A 17,085-nucleotide genomic window follows, 5' to 3' on the forward strand; every position below is an offset into this window, starting at 1 on the left:
CGATCAGCAGCGCCTCGGCCAGTTCCCGCAGCGCCTCCTCCCGCGCCCGGCGCTCGCGCGCCGCGGGGCGCGGCGGGTCCTCCGGCAGCGGCCGTGCCCCGGCCCCGATCGGCCCGCCGTCGAACATGCTGCGCCCCCTCCAGGGACGGAGACCCCCACTCCGTTCCTGACGTAAGAGCGTGCAGGTCGGAGGGCTGATCGGGGTGCGAAGGCGGCGGCGTGTCGCGAAATGCGGGACCGCCCTGCGGCCCGGAGGAGGCGCCCTTTACCAGCTGCTGGACAGCGGCTTGCCCTCGGCGTAGCCGGACGGGCTCTGGATCCCGATCGTGGCGCGCTCGTGGAACTCCTCCAGGGTCCGGGCGCCCGCGTAGGTGCACGAGCTGCGCAGTCCCGCCACGATCGAGTCGATCAGGTCCTCCACGCCGGGCCGCTGCGGGTCCAGGAACATCCGGGAGGTGGAGATGCCCTCCTCGAACAGTGCCTTGCGGGCCCGGTCGAAGGGGGAGTCCTCGGCGGTGCGCAGCCGCACCGCACGGGCGGACGCCATCCCGAAGCTCTCCTTGTAGAGCCGCCCGTCCGCGGCCCGCTGCAGGTCGCCCGGCGACTCGTAGGTGCCGGCGAACCACGATCCGACCATCACGTTCGCCGCGCCCGCCGCGAGCGCCAGCGCGACGTCGCGCGGGTGCCGGACGCCGCCGTCCGCCCACACGTGGCGGCCGAGCCGGCGCGCCTCCGCGGCGCACTCCAGGACGGCGGAGAACTGCGGGCGGCCGACGCCGGTCATCATCCGGGTCGTGCACATCGCGCCGGGGCCCACCCCGACCTTGACGATGTCGGCGCCCGCCCCGATCAGCTCGCGGGTGCCCTCGGCGGTCACCACGTTCCCCGCGGCGACCGGGACGGCGGGGTCCAGCGCCCGGACCGCGCCGAGCGCGCTGATCATCTTGTCCTGGTGGCCGTGCGCGGTGTCGACGACGATCAGGTCGGCGCCGGCCTCCAGCAGCGCCGCGGCCTTGCCGGCGACGTCGCCGTTCACGCCCACCGCCGCCGCGACGCGCAGCCGGCCCCCGGCGTCCACGGCCGGCCGGTAGAGCGTGGCGCGCAGCGCGCCGGTGCGGGTGAGGACGCCGGCGAGGCGGCCGTCGGCGTCCACCACGGGGGCGAGGCGGTGGCCGCGCTCGTGGAGCCGGTTGAACGCCTCCCGCGGGTCGACGCCGGCGGGCAGCGTGACCAGGTCGCGGGACATGATGTCGCGGAGCTGGGCGAACCGGTCCACGCCCATGCAGTCGGCCTCGGTGACGACGCCCACCGGACGGTCGTCCTCGACGACGATCACGGCGTTGTGGGCCCGCTTCGGCAGCAGCGCCAGCGCGTCGCCGGCCGTGCTGGAGGGATCCAGCCGGATCGCGGTGTCGACGACCAGGTCCCGCTTCTTCACCCAGGAGATGACCTCGGCGACCACCTCGACGGGGATGTCCTGCGGGAGCACCGCCATGCCGCCGCGCCGGGCGACGGTCTCGGCCATCCTGCGGCCGGACACGGCCGTCATGTTGGCCACCACGAGCGGGACGGTCGTCCCGCTGCCGTCCGAGGTGGACAGGTCGACGTCCAGGCGCGACCCGACCGAGGACCGGCGGGGGACCATGAAGACGTCGTTGTAGGTGAGGTCGTGAGCGGAACGCTCACCGTTCAGCAGGTGCACGGCTGTACTACACACCAATCGCGTTCGCAGTGGCTGGGCCACCGTACATTGTCAGCCATACCCGGCGATGCTCCCGCCAGGAACGTCCGGGCGGGCGCCGCGGAGCGCCCGGGATGTCGCGGGCAAAGCCGTGACCAGGGGTGATGACACTGTGTCCCCCGGGGGCGTCGAGTGTCGTCTCCGGCCCCTCTCCCGCCCTCTTCCAGGCATAACGGAAAGTGGGTCCGTGCGCCTGCTCGAAAACGGTGCAACGTGAGGCTTGGCTCTCTGTAAAGTTACCTCTTGACGTAACTGCGCCCCCGATGCACTTTTCTTACATGTGCCTCGCGCGGACGGCCGATCCGCCGTTGGGGGTGGGTCAGCAGAACACCGGGAGAAGCGCATGCAGGTCACGCACGTGGACCCGGTCGGCCATGCCCGCCCGCGCCGCGGGCCGCCCCGGCCGGGCGGCGAGCACCGGAGCGGGGACGGCCGTCCGGCGCGCCCGCCGCCCTCGTCTCCGCCGCGCCGTGCGCGGTGCGGGCCCGGCAGCGTTGCGCTTTTGAACCGGTTTGTGCGGCATCCGAAACGTCGCCGCCCGGAACCGCTCACCGACGCTTTGACGGCCGCCGGGGCGGGCGAACACGAGCAAGATCAATATTTGACGTCATACCGTCCTGAAATGGAATGATCTTGCAGTTGCTGGCGAAACGATTCATCACATGTCGAGGAGGAGAGCCGTGCTGGATGCGGTCGACGCCGTGCTCGTCCGCGAGCTCCAGCGGGATGGCCGGGCGACGTTCCAGGCGCTGGCCGATCGCGTCGGGCTTTCCCGCACGGCGGTGCGGGCACGGGTGCAGCACCTTCTCGAAACCCAGGTCGTCCGCGTCGTCGGCATCGTGCACGCCGCCGTCGTCGGCGCGGAGGCGATCGGGCACGTGTCGGTCACCGTGGACGGGTCGGCGAGGGAGGTGGCCGAGAGCGTCGCCGAGCGCACCGCCGTCAGCTTCACCGCGCTGACCGCGGGCCCGTACGACCTGGTCGCGCAGGTGCGCACCCGCGACGACGCCGCGCTCGCCGCCGAGGTGGACCACATCAGGTCCGTCGCCGGCGTGCGCGCGGCCGAGGTGTTCCGGTCGGTGGCCACCGTGCGCGACACGCACGCGGTGGTGCGCGAGCTCGGCGAGGTCACACTCGACGACATCGACTGGCGGCTGCTGCACGAGCTGCAGCGCGACGGGCGCGCGCCCTACACCCGGCTCGCGCACGTGATCGGCCTCTCGCAGGCCGCCACCCGGGCCCGGGTGGTCAGGCTCATGCGCACGGGCGTCATCCAGGTGACCGGGCTGGCCGACCCGCTGGCGCTCGGCGCCGCCGAGCTCGGCGGGTTCGGGCTGGTGGTGACGGGCGGGCTGCGCAAGGTCGCCGAGGCGGTCGCCGCCCAGGACGGCGTCCGCTACCTGGCGACCGGCTTCGGCCGCTACGACATCGTCGGGCAGGTCGAAGCGGCCTCCCGGGCCGAGCTGGTGGCGGTGTTCGACGCCATCCGGTCGGTGTCCGGGGTGACGGTGCGGGAGTCCTGGCACCACCTCGACGTGGTGAAGGAGTCCTACGCCGTCCAGCTGCCCGAGCAGCCCCTCAACGGGGCGGTCTGACCGGAACCGGCGCCTCGGCCACGGCGCGACCGTGGCCGGGGCAGCGTCCCGCTCCCGCTAGTCGCGGCTGAGCGCGACCTCCTCCAGGTCCAGCTCCCACATGACGCTGGCCAGCACCTCGTCGTCGATGCGGCGCTCGTCCCGCATCCGGACGAAGACCCGGCGCTCGGCCATCAGCATCTCCCGCCGCAGCCGCCGGTACGTGGCCGTCGGCACCTCCTCGCCCTCCGGGCCCGTCCCGCCCCCGAGCCGCTCCCAGGCGCGCAGCTGCCGGTGCTCGGCGAGCCGGCGGAGCCGCTCCACCACCGACGGGTCGAGCCGCTCCTCGGCGTTCAGCTCCTCCAGGCGCTCCAGGGCGGCCTGCGCGGCCGCGTGCTGGGCGCCCGCGAGGGCGACGGTGTCGGCGTAGCGCTCCCGGCCCCCGCCGATCCGGAGCGCGCGGATCAGCGCCGGGAACGTCAGCCCCTGCACCAGCAGCGTCCCGAGGACGGTCGTGAACGTCAGGAAGAGGATCAGGTCGCGTCCGGGGAACGGCCTGCCGCCCGAGATCAGGAACGGGACGGCGAACGCGGCGGCGAGCGAGACCACCCCCCGCATCCCCGCCCACGAGATCACGACCAGGCCGCGCCAGCCCAGGTTCGGCAGCTCCCGCTCCCGCCGCGACAGCAGCCGCGGGATCTGCGAGGCGGGGAACACCCACGCGAACCGGGCCGCGACCGTGACGGCGAACACCGCGATCGCCCACCAGGCCAGCTGCTGCCAGCTCCGCCCGGACAGCGCGTTGACGACCGGCGGAAGCTGGAGGCCGATCAGCAGGAAGACCACCGACTCCAGGACGAAGACCATGACCTTCCAGAACGAGTGCCCGATCAGCCTGGTCACCGCCGCGGACTGGGTCTCCCGGTTGCCGAGGTACAGCCCGCTGACCACCACGGCGATCACCCCGGAGGCGTGCACGCTCTCGGCGAGGAGGTAGCCGGCGAACGGCGCCACCAGCGCGACGCCGTTCTCCACCAGCGGGTCGTTCAGCCGGGTCCGCAGCCAGTGCAGCGGCGGCCCGAGCAGCAGCCCGACCGCCGCGCCCACGACGGCGGCGAACAGGAAGCGCCCGACGCCCTCCGCGAGCGTGAACCCGGCGCCCGTCGCCGCGATCAGCGCCACCCGGAACGCGGTCAGCGCCGTCGCGTCGTTGAACAGGCTCTCGCCCACCAGGACGGTCACCGTCCGCCGGGGCAGGCCGAGGCGCTGCGCGATGCTCACCGCCGCGACCGCGTCCGGCGGCGCCACGATCGCGCCGAGCACGAACGCCGCCGCCAGCGGCAGGTCGGGGACGAGCAGCGACGCCGCGTACCCAACGGCGAACGTGGTGAACAGCACGAGGCCGACCGACAGCAGGCCGATGGACCAGACGTTCTCGCGCATGTTCGTGAACGAGCTGTTCCAGGCCGCCGAGAACAGCAGCGGCGGCAGGAACACGAACAGGACGAACTCCGGGTCGAGTTCGAACTCCGGAACGCCCGGGACGAAGGAGAGGCCGAGTCCGGCGATCACCAGGACCAGCGGTGCCGAGAGCCCGATCCGCCGGGCCCCCGCGGCCACCATCAGGGCGCTGACCGGTACGGCCAGCAGCCAGAGCGCGTGCGTCGTATCCACCCGCCGAATCATGGCATGTCCGGGCCGGTCCGGCGCCGGGCGGCGGGCTCCGGCCGGAGGGGCGGGGGGAGCGGTCGGGGGAGCGGTCAGCGGGCGGGGTGGTCGCGGGGCGCCTCCTTGGCGAAGGCGAGGAAGTCGCGGGCGGCGGGAGGCAGCCGGCGGTGCGCGTGCACGAGCCCGATCATGCGGGTGAGCGGCGGCATGAACGACCGGACCGTCACCCCTTCGGTGTCGTCGATCTGGTTCCGGTACCAGAGTAAGGAGCCCCTTCCGGCGCGGACCCAGCCGAGCCAGGCGCCGCGCTCGTCCGACTCCACCGCGGCGACCGGCCGCGCGCCGATCCGCCGCAGCATCGTGTCGATCTCGGCCCGGCGGGCTCCGCCGCGGGCGGGCAGCACGAGCCGCATGCCGTCCAGCGCGGCCGGCGGCACCGGCTCGCGGACCTTCAGCGCGGGCGGGGAGATCAGCACCACCTCGCGCTGCTCGAACGGGTGCGCGGTCATGTCGCCGGGGACGGGCAGGTCGGTCAGCGCCAGGTCGGCGCGGCCCGTCCGCAGCGCCGCCGCGATCTGGTCGCGGTCCGCGCAGCGGACCACCCGGACCCGCACGGCCGGCTGGTTCCGGGCGAAGCGCGGGATGAGGCCCCCGGTCAGCTCCGGCTCCAGCGACGCGGTGACCGCGATCCGCAGCTCCGCGCCGCGCCCGTCGGCCCGGTTGACGGCCAGCCCCTCGATCGCGTCGACGGCGCCCAGCGCGACCCTGGCCTGCCGGACGACCTGCTCGCCGGCGGGGGTGAGGACGACGCCCCGGCCGGACCGCGCGAACAGCTCCAGGCCGAGCTCGCGCTCCAGCTCGCGGACGGCCCGCGACAGCGCGGGCTGGGCCACGTAGAGGGCTTGGGCCGCCGACGTCATCGTGCCGTGGTCGGCGGTCGCCACGACATAGCGCAGCTGCCGCAGATTCATGCACCGACCGTATGCCAACGAACCGCTCCGGTCCTGGACATAGCCGGATCCGGACCGGGAATCAGCGGACCGGTGCGGCGGTCAGGTCCTGGTCTCGGGGGCCGCCCCGCCGGCGCGCTCGGCCGGGACGGTCTCCGGCTCGGGCTGCAACTGCGGCGCGCCGACCCCGCACTGGCGCGGGCATTCCGGCTCGACCGGTTCGCCGGACGGCGTCCGCAGGGCGTCGCCGCCGACCGTGAGGAAGGACAGCACCGCTCCGGCCGCCAGGAGCGCGGCGCACGTGATCATTGCCAGCCGGAACCCGTGCGAGAAGGTGACCGGGTTGGTGTAGGCGTCGCCCGTCAGCCCCGTCAGCGGCGGGATCGCCGCCACCGCGAGCAGCCCGGCGGCCCGCGCCACGGCGTTGTTGACGCCGCTGGCCACGCCCGCGTGGCGGACGTCGGCGGTGGCGAGGACGGTGGCGGTGAGCGGCGCGACCACCGCCGCCAGGCCCAGCCCGAACACCACCACGGCCGGCAGGACGTCCCGGACGTAGGAGGCGCCCGCGCCGATCCGGCCCACCAGGAGCATCCCGAGGGCCGCCACCAGCAGCCCCGCGGTCATCGGCAGCCGCGGGCCGATCTTCTGCGCGAGGGCGCCCGCGCGTGCGGACAGCAGCAGCATCAGCACTGTGACCGGCAGCAGCGCCGTCCCGGCCGCGATGGGCGAGAACCCGCCGACGACCTGGAGGTTCAGCACGAACAGGAAGAACAGCACGCCCATCCCGCCGTACATGATGAACGTGACGACGTTGACGGCCGAGAACTGCCGCGAGGCGAACACGTCCAGCGGCAGCATCGGCTGGGGCGCCTCCCGGCGCGTCCGCCCGGCCGGCAGCCGCCGCCCGCCGCGCAGCCGTTCGACCAGCACGAACGCGACGGCCGCGGCCAGCCCCGCGATCGCGGCGGTGGCGATGACCGGCGGGGGCGCGCCCCCGCCCGGCGCCTCGGTCAGCGCGTACGTCGTCCCCGCCAGGGCCAGCGCCGCCAGGGCCGCGCCGAGCACGTCGAAGCGCCCGCGGGCCTCCGGGTCGACGCTCTCCGGGACGTGCCGGACCGCGACCAGCACCACGACCGCGGCGAGCGGCACGTTCAGCAGGAACACCCACCGCCATCCCGCCGCCTCGACCAGCCAGCCGCCCACGAACGGGCCGACCGCGCCCGCGACGCCGGCGAGGCCCGACCAGGCGCCGACCGCGCGCGGGCGGTCGTCGGCCGTGAACGACGCCTGGATGATCGCCAGCGAACCGGGGGTGAGCAGCGCCCCGCCCACGCCCTGCAGCGCCCGCGCCACAATCAGCGTCCCGATGTCCGGCGCCGCGCCGCACAGCACCGAGGCGACCGCGAACCACACCACGCCGACGAGGAAGACCCGGCGGCGCCCGAACCGGTCCCCGAGGGAGCCGCCGAGCAGGATGAACCCCGCGAGCGTGAGCGTGTAGGCGTTCACCGTCCACTGCAGGCCCGCCATGTCGGCGTTCAGGTCGCGGGCTAGCCTCGGCAGCGCCACGTTCACGACGGTGGCGTCGAGCATCGCCACGCTCGACCCGAGCACCGTCGCCAGCAGGATCCAGCGTCCGGGGCCGGTGCCCAGCCGGACGTCGGGCATCAGACGATCAGTTCGTCGACGAAGCACCACCGCCAGTCCTCGCCCGGCTCGAACGACCGGACGATCGGGTGCCCCTCCTTCTCGAAGTGCGCGGTGGCGTGCCGCCTGGGGGAGGAGTCGCAGCATCCGACGTGCCCGCAGCTCAGGCAGAGCCGGAGGTGGACCCAGCGTGTGCCCTCCCGGAGGCAGTCCTCGCATCCCTGCGGGGTGTTCGGGGACGGGTCCTCCGCCGCGAGGGACTGCACGTGCTCACATGTGGCCATACCTGAATCGTGCCACGCCCGCGGTCACCGCATCACCAATGGTCGGGGCTGAACGGCTCGTCCTCGGGACGCGCCGACCGCGACAGCAGCCTCAGGTCCGACTCGACCATCATGGTCACCAGCCCCTCGAAGGTCACCTCGGGCTCCCAGCCGAGCTGCTCGCGGGCCTTCTTCGGGTCGGCGCACAGCAGGTCGACCTCGGCCGGGCGCGTGTACCTGGCGTCCAGGACGACGTGGTCCTCCCAGTTCAGGCCCGCGGTGCGGAACGCGAACTCCACCAGCTCCCGCACCGACTGGGTCTGGCCCGTACCGATGACGTAGTCCTCGGGGGAGTCCTGGGCCAGCATCATGCGCATCGCCCGGGCGTAGTCGCCCGCGTAGCCCCAGTCGCGCCGGGCGTCGAGGTTGCCGAGGCGCAGCTCGGTGGCCAGCCCCAGCTTGATGCGGGCGGCGCCCAGCGACACCTTCCGCGTCACGAACTCGGCGCCCCGGCGCGGCGACTCGTGGTTGAACAGGATCCCGCTCACCGCGAACATCCCGTAGGACTCGCGGTAGTTCTGCGTGATGTAGTGCCCGTAGCTCTTCGCCACCCCGTACGGGCTGCGCGGGTGGAACGGGGTCTTCTCGTTCTGCGGCGTCTCCCGGACCATGCCGAACATCTCCGAGGACGACGCCTGGTAGAAGCGGATCTGCTCGCCGCCCGGCGTGCGGGAGGTGCTGATCCCCGACACCACCCGGATCGCCTCCAGCATGCGGAGCACGCCCATCCCGGTGACCTCGGCGGTCAGTTCGGCCTGCTGCCACGACATCGGCACGTAGGAGATCGCGCCGAGGTTGTAGACCTCGTCGGGCTGCACCCGCTCCACCGCCGAGATCAGGCTGCCCTGATCCAGCAGGTCCCCGGTGGTGATCTGCACGTCGCCGATGTGCTTGCGCAGCCGCGACACATGGGGGTTCGCCTGCCCCCGCACCAGGCCCCAGACCTCGTATCCCAGCTCAAGCAGATGCTCGGCCAGATACGAGCCGTCCTGTCCGGTGATGCCGGTGATGAGTGCTCGCCTGGACAGCGGATCCTCCATGGCTGAAATAGGTCCGACGCGGGCCCACCACGGGTGCAAACCCGCAACGAGCGTGATTTATGAGGTTACCGACCAGGCCGTGTCCATGACGAGGGAGGGCACGGTTTGAACCGAATTCCCTTCTGGTTCGCCCGCCGGGCCGCCGGTGTGCCACCGTGAGATCCATCATGAGGTCACCGGACGCACCGCCGCTGCGGCTGAACGGGCGCGACATCGGCCCCCACGCGATCATGGCCGTGGTGAACCGCACACCCGACTCCTTCTTCGACCGGGGCGCCACCTACGGTTTCGACGCGGCCCTCGCCGCCGTCGGCCGGGCCGTGGAGGCCGGCGCCGACATCGTCGACATCGGCGGTGTGAAGGCCGGCCCCGGCCAGGAGGTCGGCGTCGACGAGGAGCTGCGCCGCGTCGTCGGCCTGGTCGCGGCCGTCCGCGAGCGGTACCCCCGCGTCGTGATCAGCGTGGACACCTGGCGCGCCGAGGTCGGCGAGGAGGTGGCGCGGGCCGGCGCCGACCTGCTGAACGACACCTGGGGCGGGCCCGACCCGCGGCTCGCCGAGGTCGCCGCCGCGCACGGCATCGGGCTGGTCTGCTCCCACGCCGGCGCGCTCGCGCCCCGCACCCGCCCCCACCGGATCGGCTACGACGACGTCGTGGCGGACGTCATCGGGCACGTGACCGCCGAGGCCGAGCGCGCCGCGTCCCTCGGGGTGCGCCGCGACGCGATCCTCATCGACCCCGCCCACGACTTCGGCAAGAACACCCGCCAGTCACTGGAGATCACCCGCCGGCTCGGCGAGCTGACCGCCACCGGCTGGCCGGTCCTGGTCGCGGTGTCCAACAAGGACTTCATCGGCGAGACGCTCGGCCGCCCCGTCGACAAGCGCGGCGTCGGCACCATGGCCGTCCTCGCGGTCTCCGCCCTCCTCGGCGCCCGCGTCTTCCGCGTCCACGACGTCCCCGCCGCCCGCCGCGCCCTGACCGAAGTCGCCCACCTCACCGGCTGAGATCAACTCGGAGCGGCTTCGCGTTGGCGGGCGCGGTAGGCGGCCACGTGCATGCGGTTGCCGCAGGTGCGGCTGTCGCAGTAGCGGCGGCAGCGGTTGCGGGACAGGTCGACCAGGACGCGCGAGCAGTCGGGCGCCTCGCAGGTGCGGAGCCGGTCGAGCTCGCCGGCCGCCACCACGTAGGCCAGCGCCATGCCGCAGTCGGCGGCCAGGTGCTCGCCGAGGGGCGCGCCAGGCGCGAAGAAGTGCACGTGCCAGTCGTAGCCGTCGTGGTCGGTCAGATGCGGGGTGGTGCGGACCTCGCCGACGATCTCGTTGATCCGCTGCACGGCGGACGGGACGTCCCCGGCGCGGAACACCGAGTGGAAGCGGGTGCGCAGCTCCAGCACGCGGTCGAGGTCGGCCGCGGTGAGCTCGCCCACGTCGCTGAACGCGTTGCGGTCCACGAACTCGCGCAGGCCGGGCAGCCCGCCGAGCTCCTCCGCGCCGGAGGCCGCCGCGCTCGTGTTGATGAGGTCGACGACGACGGCGAGCGCGTGCTCGGTGTCATGAGTGAAGATCACGATGACTCCAGTCTCGGGGGACCCGGGCGGTCGGGTGCCTGGCGGCCTCGCCGGGGCCGGAACGCGGCCCGTGGCCCCCACCATATGACGGAGACCGCGCACGTCGACGCCCACCCCGCCAGGACGCGCTGGCGTCCACGGGGCCCGTATCCGGGCGGAACGTTCCAACCGGGGCGGGCCCGCCGCGACTACCCGGCGGCGTTCCGGCAAGGAGCATGGCCGTGGAGGAGGACCGGCTGTTCATCGTCTTCTTGGCCGTCGCCGTCGTCGTGCTGCTCGCCCGCGGACTGGCCGGCCGGCTGCGCGTGCCGGACGCGATCGTGCTCGTCCTGCTCGGCATGGCGGCCGGGTTCGTGCCGGCCCTGCCCGCGGTCGTCGTCCCGCCGGAGGTGGTGCTGCTCGGGTTCCTGCCGCCGCTGCTCTACCACGCGGCGTTCTTCACCCCCCCCCCCCGCGCGAGGCCCGCGCCGACGCCGTGCCCATCGTCACCCTGGCGTTCGGCCTGACCACCGTCACGACGGTCGCGGTGGCCGCGACGCTGCACGCCCTGCTGCCGGACGTCGGCTGGGCCGCCGCGCTGGCGTTCGGCGCGGCCGTGTCGCCCACCGACCCGGTGGCGGCGACGGCGGTGATGCAGCGGCTCGGGGCGCCGCCCCGGATGGTCACGATCCTGGAGGGCGAGAGCCTGATCAACGACGGCGCCGCGCTCGGTCCTGCTGCGCCGCCTCGGGCTGGTCGAGCCGGAGCGGCGGCGGGCCGAGTCGATGCTCGCCCGCAAGGCGGGCCTCCAGACGGCCCTGGCCCGGCTGGACGAGCTCGTCCAGGAGCTCGACTTCGAGGACCCCCTGGCCGCGGACAGGCCGCCCTCCTGACCCGGCTCCCGCCGGTGTCAGCGCTCGTAGTGCGGGTCGGCGACGACCGGGTAGTAGGCGTCGGTGTGCTGGATGCGCATCGTGACCGCCGAGCCCTCCAGCGTGTAGTCGGCCTTCACCTGGCGGAACATCGAGTCGCTCGCCCACGGGTTGTAGAGCCGGCCCACCGTGGCGCCGTACCGCAGATGCACGACGTCGTAGCCGCCGGACGGCATCGACTCCAGCGCGAGCCCGTCGGCCAGGGAGACGGCGAACCGGAACTCCGTGGGCGCGTCGGGGCCGTGGATCACCGTGAGCAGCCGCACGCCGCCCGCCGTCGTCTGCGCGACGATGTCGGTGTCGACGTCCACGCCGACGAACACCCGCAGGCTCGGGCGCAGCACCTGGGCGACCGTGTCGGCCGCCGCGACGTCGATGCCGAGGTGGATGCGCTGCCCGTCCCTGGTCGGGACCCACACCCCGTCACGGGCGCGCTGCCCCCAGGCGACGTCGGGATTCTCCATCTCCTGGGGCTCGTTCTTGCCCCGCGCGACCAGAATCCTGGAAGCGGCGCTCATCGCCGCGGCAGCCCCGTCCCGTGCATGCCTCATGGCGGGCCCCCTCGCCTTCTTCCATCACCGCGTGACTTCGCGCTCGTCCTGGGTTTACCACGGGCGGAGCTGACAGGACTCCTGATGGCCTGTTGCTGGTCGATTCGCGACGTTCGCCCCGTGCGTCGTTGGACCTTACACCACGCTTATACGCGCCGGTCGGGCCGGACGCACATCCTTTGACCGGCTGGTTCCGGCCCCGTGACGGTGCGCTCCCGGAGGCTCACGCAGGGGGTCCGCGGACCGTCCCGTCACCGGGCGGCCCGCGGACCCCAGTCACCCCTCAGGCGAGAGCCGGCGCCCCCGCCGGGACGCCAGCGGAGAGGTCGTCGAGCACCTCGCTGAGCCGGTCCAGAGCGCTCGCGATCCACGGCAGGGAGGCCGGGGAGGGCGAGGCCAGGGCGGCCAGGCGCTGCTCGTCGTCCTCTCCGTAGAGAAGGCTCGGCGCGACCCGCATGCGCAGCGCCGTCGGGGCGTCCCCGAAGGAGCTCCCCGGCAGGACGCCCACTCCGTAGCGCTCCAGGAGGAGGTGGGTGAGCTCGGCGCCCGTGCGGATGCCGTGGTCGGCCTCCAGCGCGTCGCGCATCGGGCCGAAGTCGGGGTAGACGTAGAAGGCCGCTTCCGGACGCGTGACCCGCGCTCCGGCCGCGGCGAACCGGTCGGCCACCGCGCCGGTGACCGCGGCGTGCAGGCGCCTGCTGCGGTCGACGTGCTCGACCAGCTCGGGAGGCTCGGCGAACGCGAACGCGGCGGCGTGCTGCATGGGGGCCGGGGCGCTGGACCAGATCTCGCTGGCCACCCCGAGCAGGCTGTCGCGCAGCGCCCGGCCGAACGGCCCGTCCGGCAGCCGCGCCACCCCGATCCGCCAGCCGCCGGCCGCCAGGCTCTTGCTCAGCGCCGTCGTCACGACGGTCCGCTCGGGCGCGTACCGCGCCGGGCTCGGCACCGCCGCACCCGGCGCGTGCACGAGGTCGCGGTAGATCTCGTCGGAGATGACGACCAGGTCCTGCTCGCGGGCGACCGCGCACAGCCGCCGGACGGTGGCCTCGGACGCGAGGGTCCCCGTCGGGTTGTCCGGCAGCGTCACCACGACGGCGCGCACGTCGCGGCCCCGGGCGCGGGCCCGCACCACCGCGTCGGCCAGCAGGGCGGGGCTCGGGACGCCGCCCTCGCCCGGCGGGGTCGCGACGCGGATCGGGTCCAGGCCCGCCAGCGACGCCTGCGCCGCGTAGCTCACCCAGCTCGGCGCGGCCACGACGACGTCGCCGCCCAGCGCGGTGAGCAGGGCGAACAGCAGCGGCTTGCTGCCGGGGCCCGCGACGACCGCGCCCGGGTCGGTGGGCAGCCCGCGCCGGGCCCAGTACCCGGCCGCGGCGGCGCGCAGCGCGGCGGTCCCGGCGACCGGCCCGTAGCCGCCCCGGCCGGCGGCCGCGCCGAGCTCGCGGGTCAGGGCGGGATGTATCGGGATCCCGGCCTCCCCGAAACCGAGGGGGAGCACGCGTTCGCCCCGTCTGCGCTTGCGGGCTATGGCCTCGTTGACCGCGAGCGTCGCCGAGAGAGGGACCGGGCGCGGCTCGAACGACAGCGGCCGGACGGCTGCGGACTGGTTATGGGCAGGCATGAAGGCTCCAAAAGGGCATGGCTGTTCCACGGTGGGTGACCGTGGAATCCCCGTCTGTGCGACCCGGCCGGGTTCGACTAACTCTTGCCCGCATTTAGCATCATTACAAGCGAGTCTCACCGATGGTGACCGTAAGATGGGCTGATGCTCGAACTGCGCCGCTTGCGGTTGCTCGCCGAATTCGCCCGCCGCGGCAGCATCGCGGCCACCGCCGCGGCCCTCGGATACACGCCCTCGGCGGTGTCCCAGCAGCTGGCCGCCCTCGAGCGGGAGGCCCGCGTGCCGCTGCTGGACCGCACGGCCCGCAGCGCGGAGCTGACCGACGCCGGGCGCCGCCTCGCCGAGCGCGCCGAGGAGATCCTCGCCCTCGTGGAGACGACCGAGGCCGAGCTGTCCGCCCAGGCTGGCGCCCCCACGGGACGGGTCGTGGTCACCGCGTTCCCGACCGCGGCCGTCGCGTTCGCCCCCGCGCTGGCGCACAGCCTCGGCGACCATCCCGGCCTCACGTTCGTGCTGCGGCAGACCGCGCCCGGCGCCGGGATCCGCCAGGTGCAGAACGGGGAGGTCGACATCGCCCTCATCGACGACTGGACGGGCAAGGTCCCCGACCAGTCGCCCGCCGCGCTGGAGTTCTTCCACCTGCGCCGCGACCCCCTCGTCCTGGTCGTCCCGGACACCCACCCCATGTCCCGGCCGGACCGGCCGGTCGACCTGCAGCAGCTGCGGGAGGAGCCGTGGATGGCGGCGCCGCCGGGGGAGCCGTCGCGGCAGGCCGTCGAGCGGCTCCTCGACACCGTCGGCGGCGCCCGCCCCGTACCGTGGGAGTTCGAAGGCCTCCACACGATCCTGAGCCTGGTGGCCCGCGGTATCGGCATCGCCGCGGTGCCGGCGCTGGCGCTCGCGGCCGGCGACCAGGGCGTGGCGGTCCGGCGCATCCCCGAGTGCACGCTGGCCCGCGAGGTCTACGCCGTGACCCGCACCGCCAGCGTGCGCAGGCCCTCGGTGGCGGTCACGCTGCGGGCGATCTACGCGGCCGCGAGGGACGTGCAGCCGACCGCGCCCGAGTCCTGAAAAGCCTTTGGCGATACCCGGAAGAAATCCCTCGTGACGTCTCCGGAAACTCGGAAATAAGCCGGGTGGGACCTGTTCCGACGTGGCCGGATCCGGCCGTGATTCGCACCACAGGGGTCCCGGAGCCGAACTAAGGAGGAAGGGAAGCAAGGTACGAATCCGTTGAAACAGGACGGACGTGCCCGGATCTTCACGTACGGTGGGGCGAATCGTGAGCACATCCGAGTCCATGTACACCGACCGGGGAGCACAACGCTCGATGGAAGGACCGGCGACCATGACCGCGGAACCGCCAGGGCTGGTGCGGGCGCCCAAGCCGCAGGACGGCCAGGGGCACGCGGGCGGCCACCACATCTTCGAACTGCCGCGGGTGACCGCGCTGCTGATGCACGCGCTCCCGCGCTTCATCGAGGGCGTCATCGCCCCTGTCGCGGTCTTCTACGCCGCGCTCATGCTCCTCGGCCTCAACGGCGCGCTCATCGCCGCCGTCGCCTGGGTGTACGGAGGGATCGTCTACCGGTACGTGCGCGGGCACCCGGTGTCGGGGATGCTGATGCTCGCCGCGGTCGGCGTGACCGTGCGCGCGGGCCTGGCCGCCGCCACGCACAGCGCGGTCATCTACTTCCTCCAGCCGACCCTCGGCACGCTCGCGGTCAGCATGGCCTTCCTCGCCTCGGTGCCGCTCCGGCGGCCGCTCGCGATGAAACTCGCCAAGGACATGGCGCCGATCCCCGACGCCTTCTACAAGCACGAGCGGGTCCACCGGTTCTTCCTGCGCATCTCGCTGCTGTGGTCGGGCGTGCTGCTCACGAACGCGGCCGTCAGCCTCTGGATGCTCTTCAACGAGTCGATCGGCATGTACCTGTGGATCCGCACCGGCATCGTCGCGGGACTGGGCGCGATCGGCATCGCGGTCTCCGTCTGGGGCTTCAAGCGGCTGGTGCGCCGCCTCAACGGCGAGCCCCCGCCGGCGCCCCTCGCGATCGCCCCCGCGGTCGGCGCCTGACCGGTCCCCGCTCCCGGCTTGACCGGGCCAAGGCCCCCGCACCCCCGCCTGACCCTCCTTTGACCCCCGCCGAACCCATCTGGCCAGCGAAACTTCGCTGATGTCCGAACCTGTGCCTGTTTCAGGGCGTCTCCATCCTTAGATAGATTTCACCTGCACGGGGTGAACACATGGGGTTGGGGGAGCCAGTGGTGGCAAAGGGTCGGTTTGGGCCTGTGGTCGCGGTCGGGACGGGAGCGGTGGCGCTGCTCGTGACCGGCTGCTCGATCGGCGGCGAGGGCAAGCTCGCCTCGGGCGGGTCGGACTCGACCGTGACGATCACGCCGGCGAACGGCACCGCCCAGGTCAAGCCGGACGGGACGATCGAGGTCAAGGCCTCCGGCGCGAAGCTGCGGAACGTCACCGTCCAGGGCGGGGGCGCCGCCATATCCGGCGGCTACGGGGACGGCCGCAAGACGTGGCGGTCCACCCGCACCCTGACGCCCGGGACCTCCTACACCGTCACGGCGCAGGCCGGCGAGGGCGGCAAGGCCCGCACGGCCACCAGCACGTTCACGACGCTGAAGCCCGCCGAGACCCTGTCGATCGCGGACGTCACCCCGAACCTCAGCGGGGAGAAGGTCGGCGTCGGCATGCCGATCTTCGTGCGGTTCGACCGGCCGGTCACCGACAAGGCCGCCGTGGAGCGGACACTGCACGTCACGGCGGAGAAGCCCGTGGAGGGCGCGTGGCGGTGGGTCGGGTCCGACCAGGTCATCTACCGGACGAAGACGTACTGGCAGCCGCACCAGACGGTCCGCTTCCGCGCCGACCTGGCGGGAGTGAACGCGGGCGGCGGCGTCTACGGGGCGAAGGACGCCAAGGCGACCATCAGCATCGGCGCCGCGCAGATCACGACCGGCGACATCGGCGACCACCACATGACGGTGACGCGGGACGGCAAGAAGCTGCGCACCATCCCGTTCAGCGCGGGCAACGGCGAGACCCGGGAGTTCACCACCACCAGCGGCGTCCACCTGCTGATGGAGAAGGGCAACCCGGTCACGATGACGTCCCCCGGGCGTCAGGAGGGCGACCCCGGCTACTACAAGACGGTCGTCAACTACGCGGTCCGCTTCTCCAACAGCGGCGAGTACGTGCATGCGGCGCCCTGGTCGGTCGGCTCGCAGGGCTCGGCGAACGTCAGCCACGGCTGCCTGAACGTCAGCCCGGCCAACGCGAAGTGGTTCTACGACACCATGCAGCGCGGCGACGTCATCGACCTGACCGGAACCGACCGCGAGGTCGAGTGGGACAACGGCTGGAGCGTCTGGCAGCTGTCGTTCGACAAGTGGCGGCAGGGCAGCGCCCTCCGCTGAGACGGCCGCCGCGGCCAGGAGGGACCGGCGGCCCCGCCTCCGTTGCAACGCTTT

The 17,085-nt window shown here is 73.4% G+C and carries 15 protein-coding genes and 1 pseudogene; 7 read left to right on the forward strand and 9 right to left on the reverse strand.

The genetic code is table 11. From position 1 onward, the window contains the following. Nucleotides 1-265: 265 nt before the first annotated feature. On the reverse strand, nt 266-1,702 hold the full coding sequence (locus ABWI07_RS42065) for a GuaB1 family IMP dehydrogenase-related protein (protein WP_353821962.1): 1,437 nt from the start codon (nt 1,700-1,702) through the stop codon (nt 266-268). 719 nt (nt 1,703-2,421) lie between these two features. Here ABWI07_RS42065 and ABWI07_RS42070 point away from each other — a divergent pair. Beyond that, nucleotides 2,422-3,336 carry an Lrp/AsnC family transcriptional regulator gene (locus ABWI07_RS42070; protein WP_149258776.1) on the forward strand — a complete coding sequence of 305 codons (915 nt, stop codon included), beginning with the start codon at nt 2,422-2,424 and terminating at the stop codon, nt 3,334-3,336. Nucleotides 3,337-3,393: 57 nt separating this feature from the next. Here the strand turns inward: ABWI07_RS42070 and ABWI07_RS42075 are convergent, their stop codons facing one another. The 5 genes from ABWI07_RS42075 to ABWI07_RS42095 all read right to left on the reverse strand — a co-directional run bounded on the left by ABWI07_RS42075 (nt 3,394) and on the right by ABWI07_RS42095 (nt 8,931). Further along, the gene (locus tag ABWI07_RS42075; protein WP_235036716.1) at nt 3,394-4,989 is read right to left on the reverse strand and encodes a Na+/H+ antiporter; all 1,596 of its coding nucleotides are present in this window, start codon (nt 4,987-4,989) and stop codon (nt 3,394-3,396) included. Nucleotides 4,990-5,075: 86 nt separating this feature from the next. After that, on the reverse strand, nt 5,076-5,954 hold the full coding sequence (locus ABWI07_RS42080; protein WP_149258774.1) for a LysR family transcriptional regulator: 879 nt from the start codon (nt 5,952-5,954) through the stop codon (nt 5,076-5,078). An 81-nt stretch (nt 5,955-6,035) separates the two neighbouring features. After that, complete coding sequence (locus tag ABWI07_RS42085) at nt 6,036-7,601, reverse strand: MFS transporter (RefSeq protein ID WP_149258773.1); 1,566 nt, start codon at nt 7,599-7,601, stop codon at nt 6,036-6,038. Then, nucleotides 7,601-7,864, reverse strand: a complete 264-nt coding sequence (locus ABWI07_RS42090; protein ID WP_149258772.1) for a ubiquitin carboxyl-terminal hydrolase 14 — start codon at nt 7,862-7,864, stop codon at nt 7,601-7,603. The genes ABWI07_RS42085 and ABWI07_RS42090 overlap by 1 nt, the downstream gene beginning before the upstream one ends. A gap of 32 nt (nt 7,865-7,896) precedes the next feature. After that, the gene (locus ABWI07_RS42095; RefSeq protein WP_149258900.1) at nt 7,897-8,931 is read right to left on the reverse strand and encodes a GDP-mannose 4,6-dehydratase; all 1,035 of its coding nucleotides are present in this window, start codon (nt 8,929-8,931) and stop codon (nt 7,897-7,899) included. 179 nt (nt 8,932-9,110) lie between these two features. Here ABWI07_RS42095 and folP point away from each other — a divergent pair, with 179 nt between their 5' ends. Then, nucleotides 9,111-9,950, forward strand: coding sequence for a dihydropteroate synthase (gene folP, locus ABWI07_RS42100; protein ID WP_149258771.1), 840 nt, complete (start codon nt 9,111-9,113; stop codon nt 9,948-9,950). Nucleotides 9,951-9,952: 2 nt separating this feature from the next. Here the strand turns inward: folP and ABWI07_RS42105 are convergent, their stop codons facing one another. After that, the gene (locus tag ABWI07_RS42105) at nt 9,953-10,513 is read right to left on the reverse strand and encodes a CGNR zinc finger domain-containing protein (RefSeq protein ID WP_149258770.1); all 561 of its coding nucleotides are present in this window, start codon (nt 10,511-10,513) and stop codon (nt 9,953-9,955) included. 215 nt (nt 10,514-10,728) lie between these two features. Between ABWI07_RS42105 and ABWI07_RS42110 the strand changes: the two genes are divergently transcribed. After that, complete coding sequence (locus ABWI07_RS42110; RefSeq protein WP_353821963.1) at nt 10,729-11,019, forward strand: hypothetical protein; 291 nt, start codon at nt 10,729-10,731, stop codon at nt 11,017-11,019. Continuing rightward, nucleotides 10,989-11,159 (forward strand): annotated as a pseudogene (locus ABWI07_RS42115) (cation:proton antiporter domain-containing protein); the annotation flags it as partial. The gene ABWI07_RS42110 and the pseudogene ABWI07_RS42115, both read left to right, overlap by 31 nt. A gap of 243 nt (nt 11,160-11,402) precedes the next feature. Here the strand turns inward: ABWI07_RS42115 and ABWI07_RS42120 are convergent. Beyond that, entirely contained in the window at nt 11,403-11,975 is a 573-nt protein-coding gene (locus ABWI07_RS42120; RefSeq protein WP_149258769.1) for a hypothetical protein, read from the reverse strand. Between the two features lie 283 nt (nt 11,976-12,258). Further along, nucleotides 12,259-13,596, reverse strand: a complete 1,338-nt coding sequence (locus tag ABWI07_RS42125) for a pyridoxal phosphate-dependent aminotransferase (RefSeq protein ID WP_149258768.1) — start codon at nt 13,594-13,596, stop codon at nt 12,259-12,261. Between the two features lie 144 nt (nt 13,597-13,740). On the opposite strand from ABWI07_RS42125, the gene ABWI07_RS42130 reads away from it, so the two are divergent. From ABWI07_RS42130 to ABWI07_RS42140, 3 genes are all read left to right on the forward strand, one after another. Further along, nucleotides 13,741-14,667 (forward strand): LysR family transcriptional regulator, encoded by a 927-nt coding sequence (locus ABWI07_RS42130; protein WP_353821964.1) that lies wholly within the window; start codon nt 13,741-13,743, stop codon nt 14,665-14,667. Nucleotides 14,668-14,878: 211 nt separating this feature from the next. Beyond that, nucleotides 14,879-15,673, forward strand: a complete 795-nt coding sequence (locus ABWI07_RS42135) for a VC0807 family protein (RefSeq protein ID WP_235036714.1) — start codon at nt 14,879-14,881, stop codon at nt 15,671-15,673. A gap of 239 nt (nt 15,674-15,912) precedes the next feature. Continuing rightward, a complete protein-coding gene (locus tag ABWI07_RS42140; RefSeq protein ID WP_353821965.1) occupies nt 15,913-17,031 on the forward strand; it encodes a L,D-transpeptidase in 1,119 nt (372 codons plus the stop codon). Nucleotides 17,032-17,085: the final 54 nt, after the last annotated feature.

This window comes from Actinomadura sp. NPDC000600, assembly GCF_040492135.1.
Lineage (GTDB): Bacteria > Actinomycetota > Actinomycetes > Streptosporangiales > Streptosporangiaceae > Spirillospora.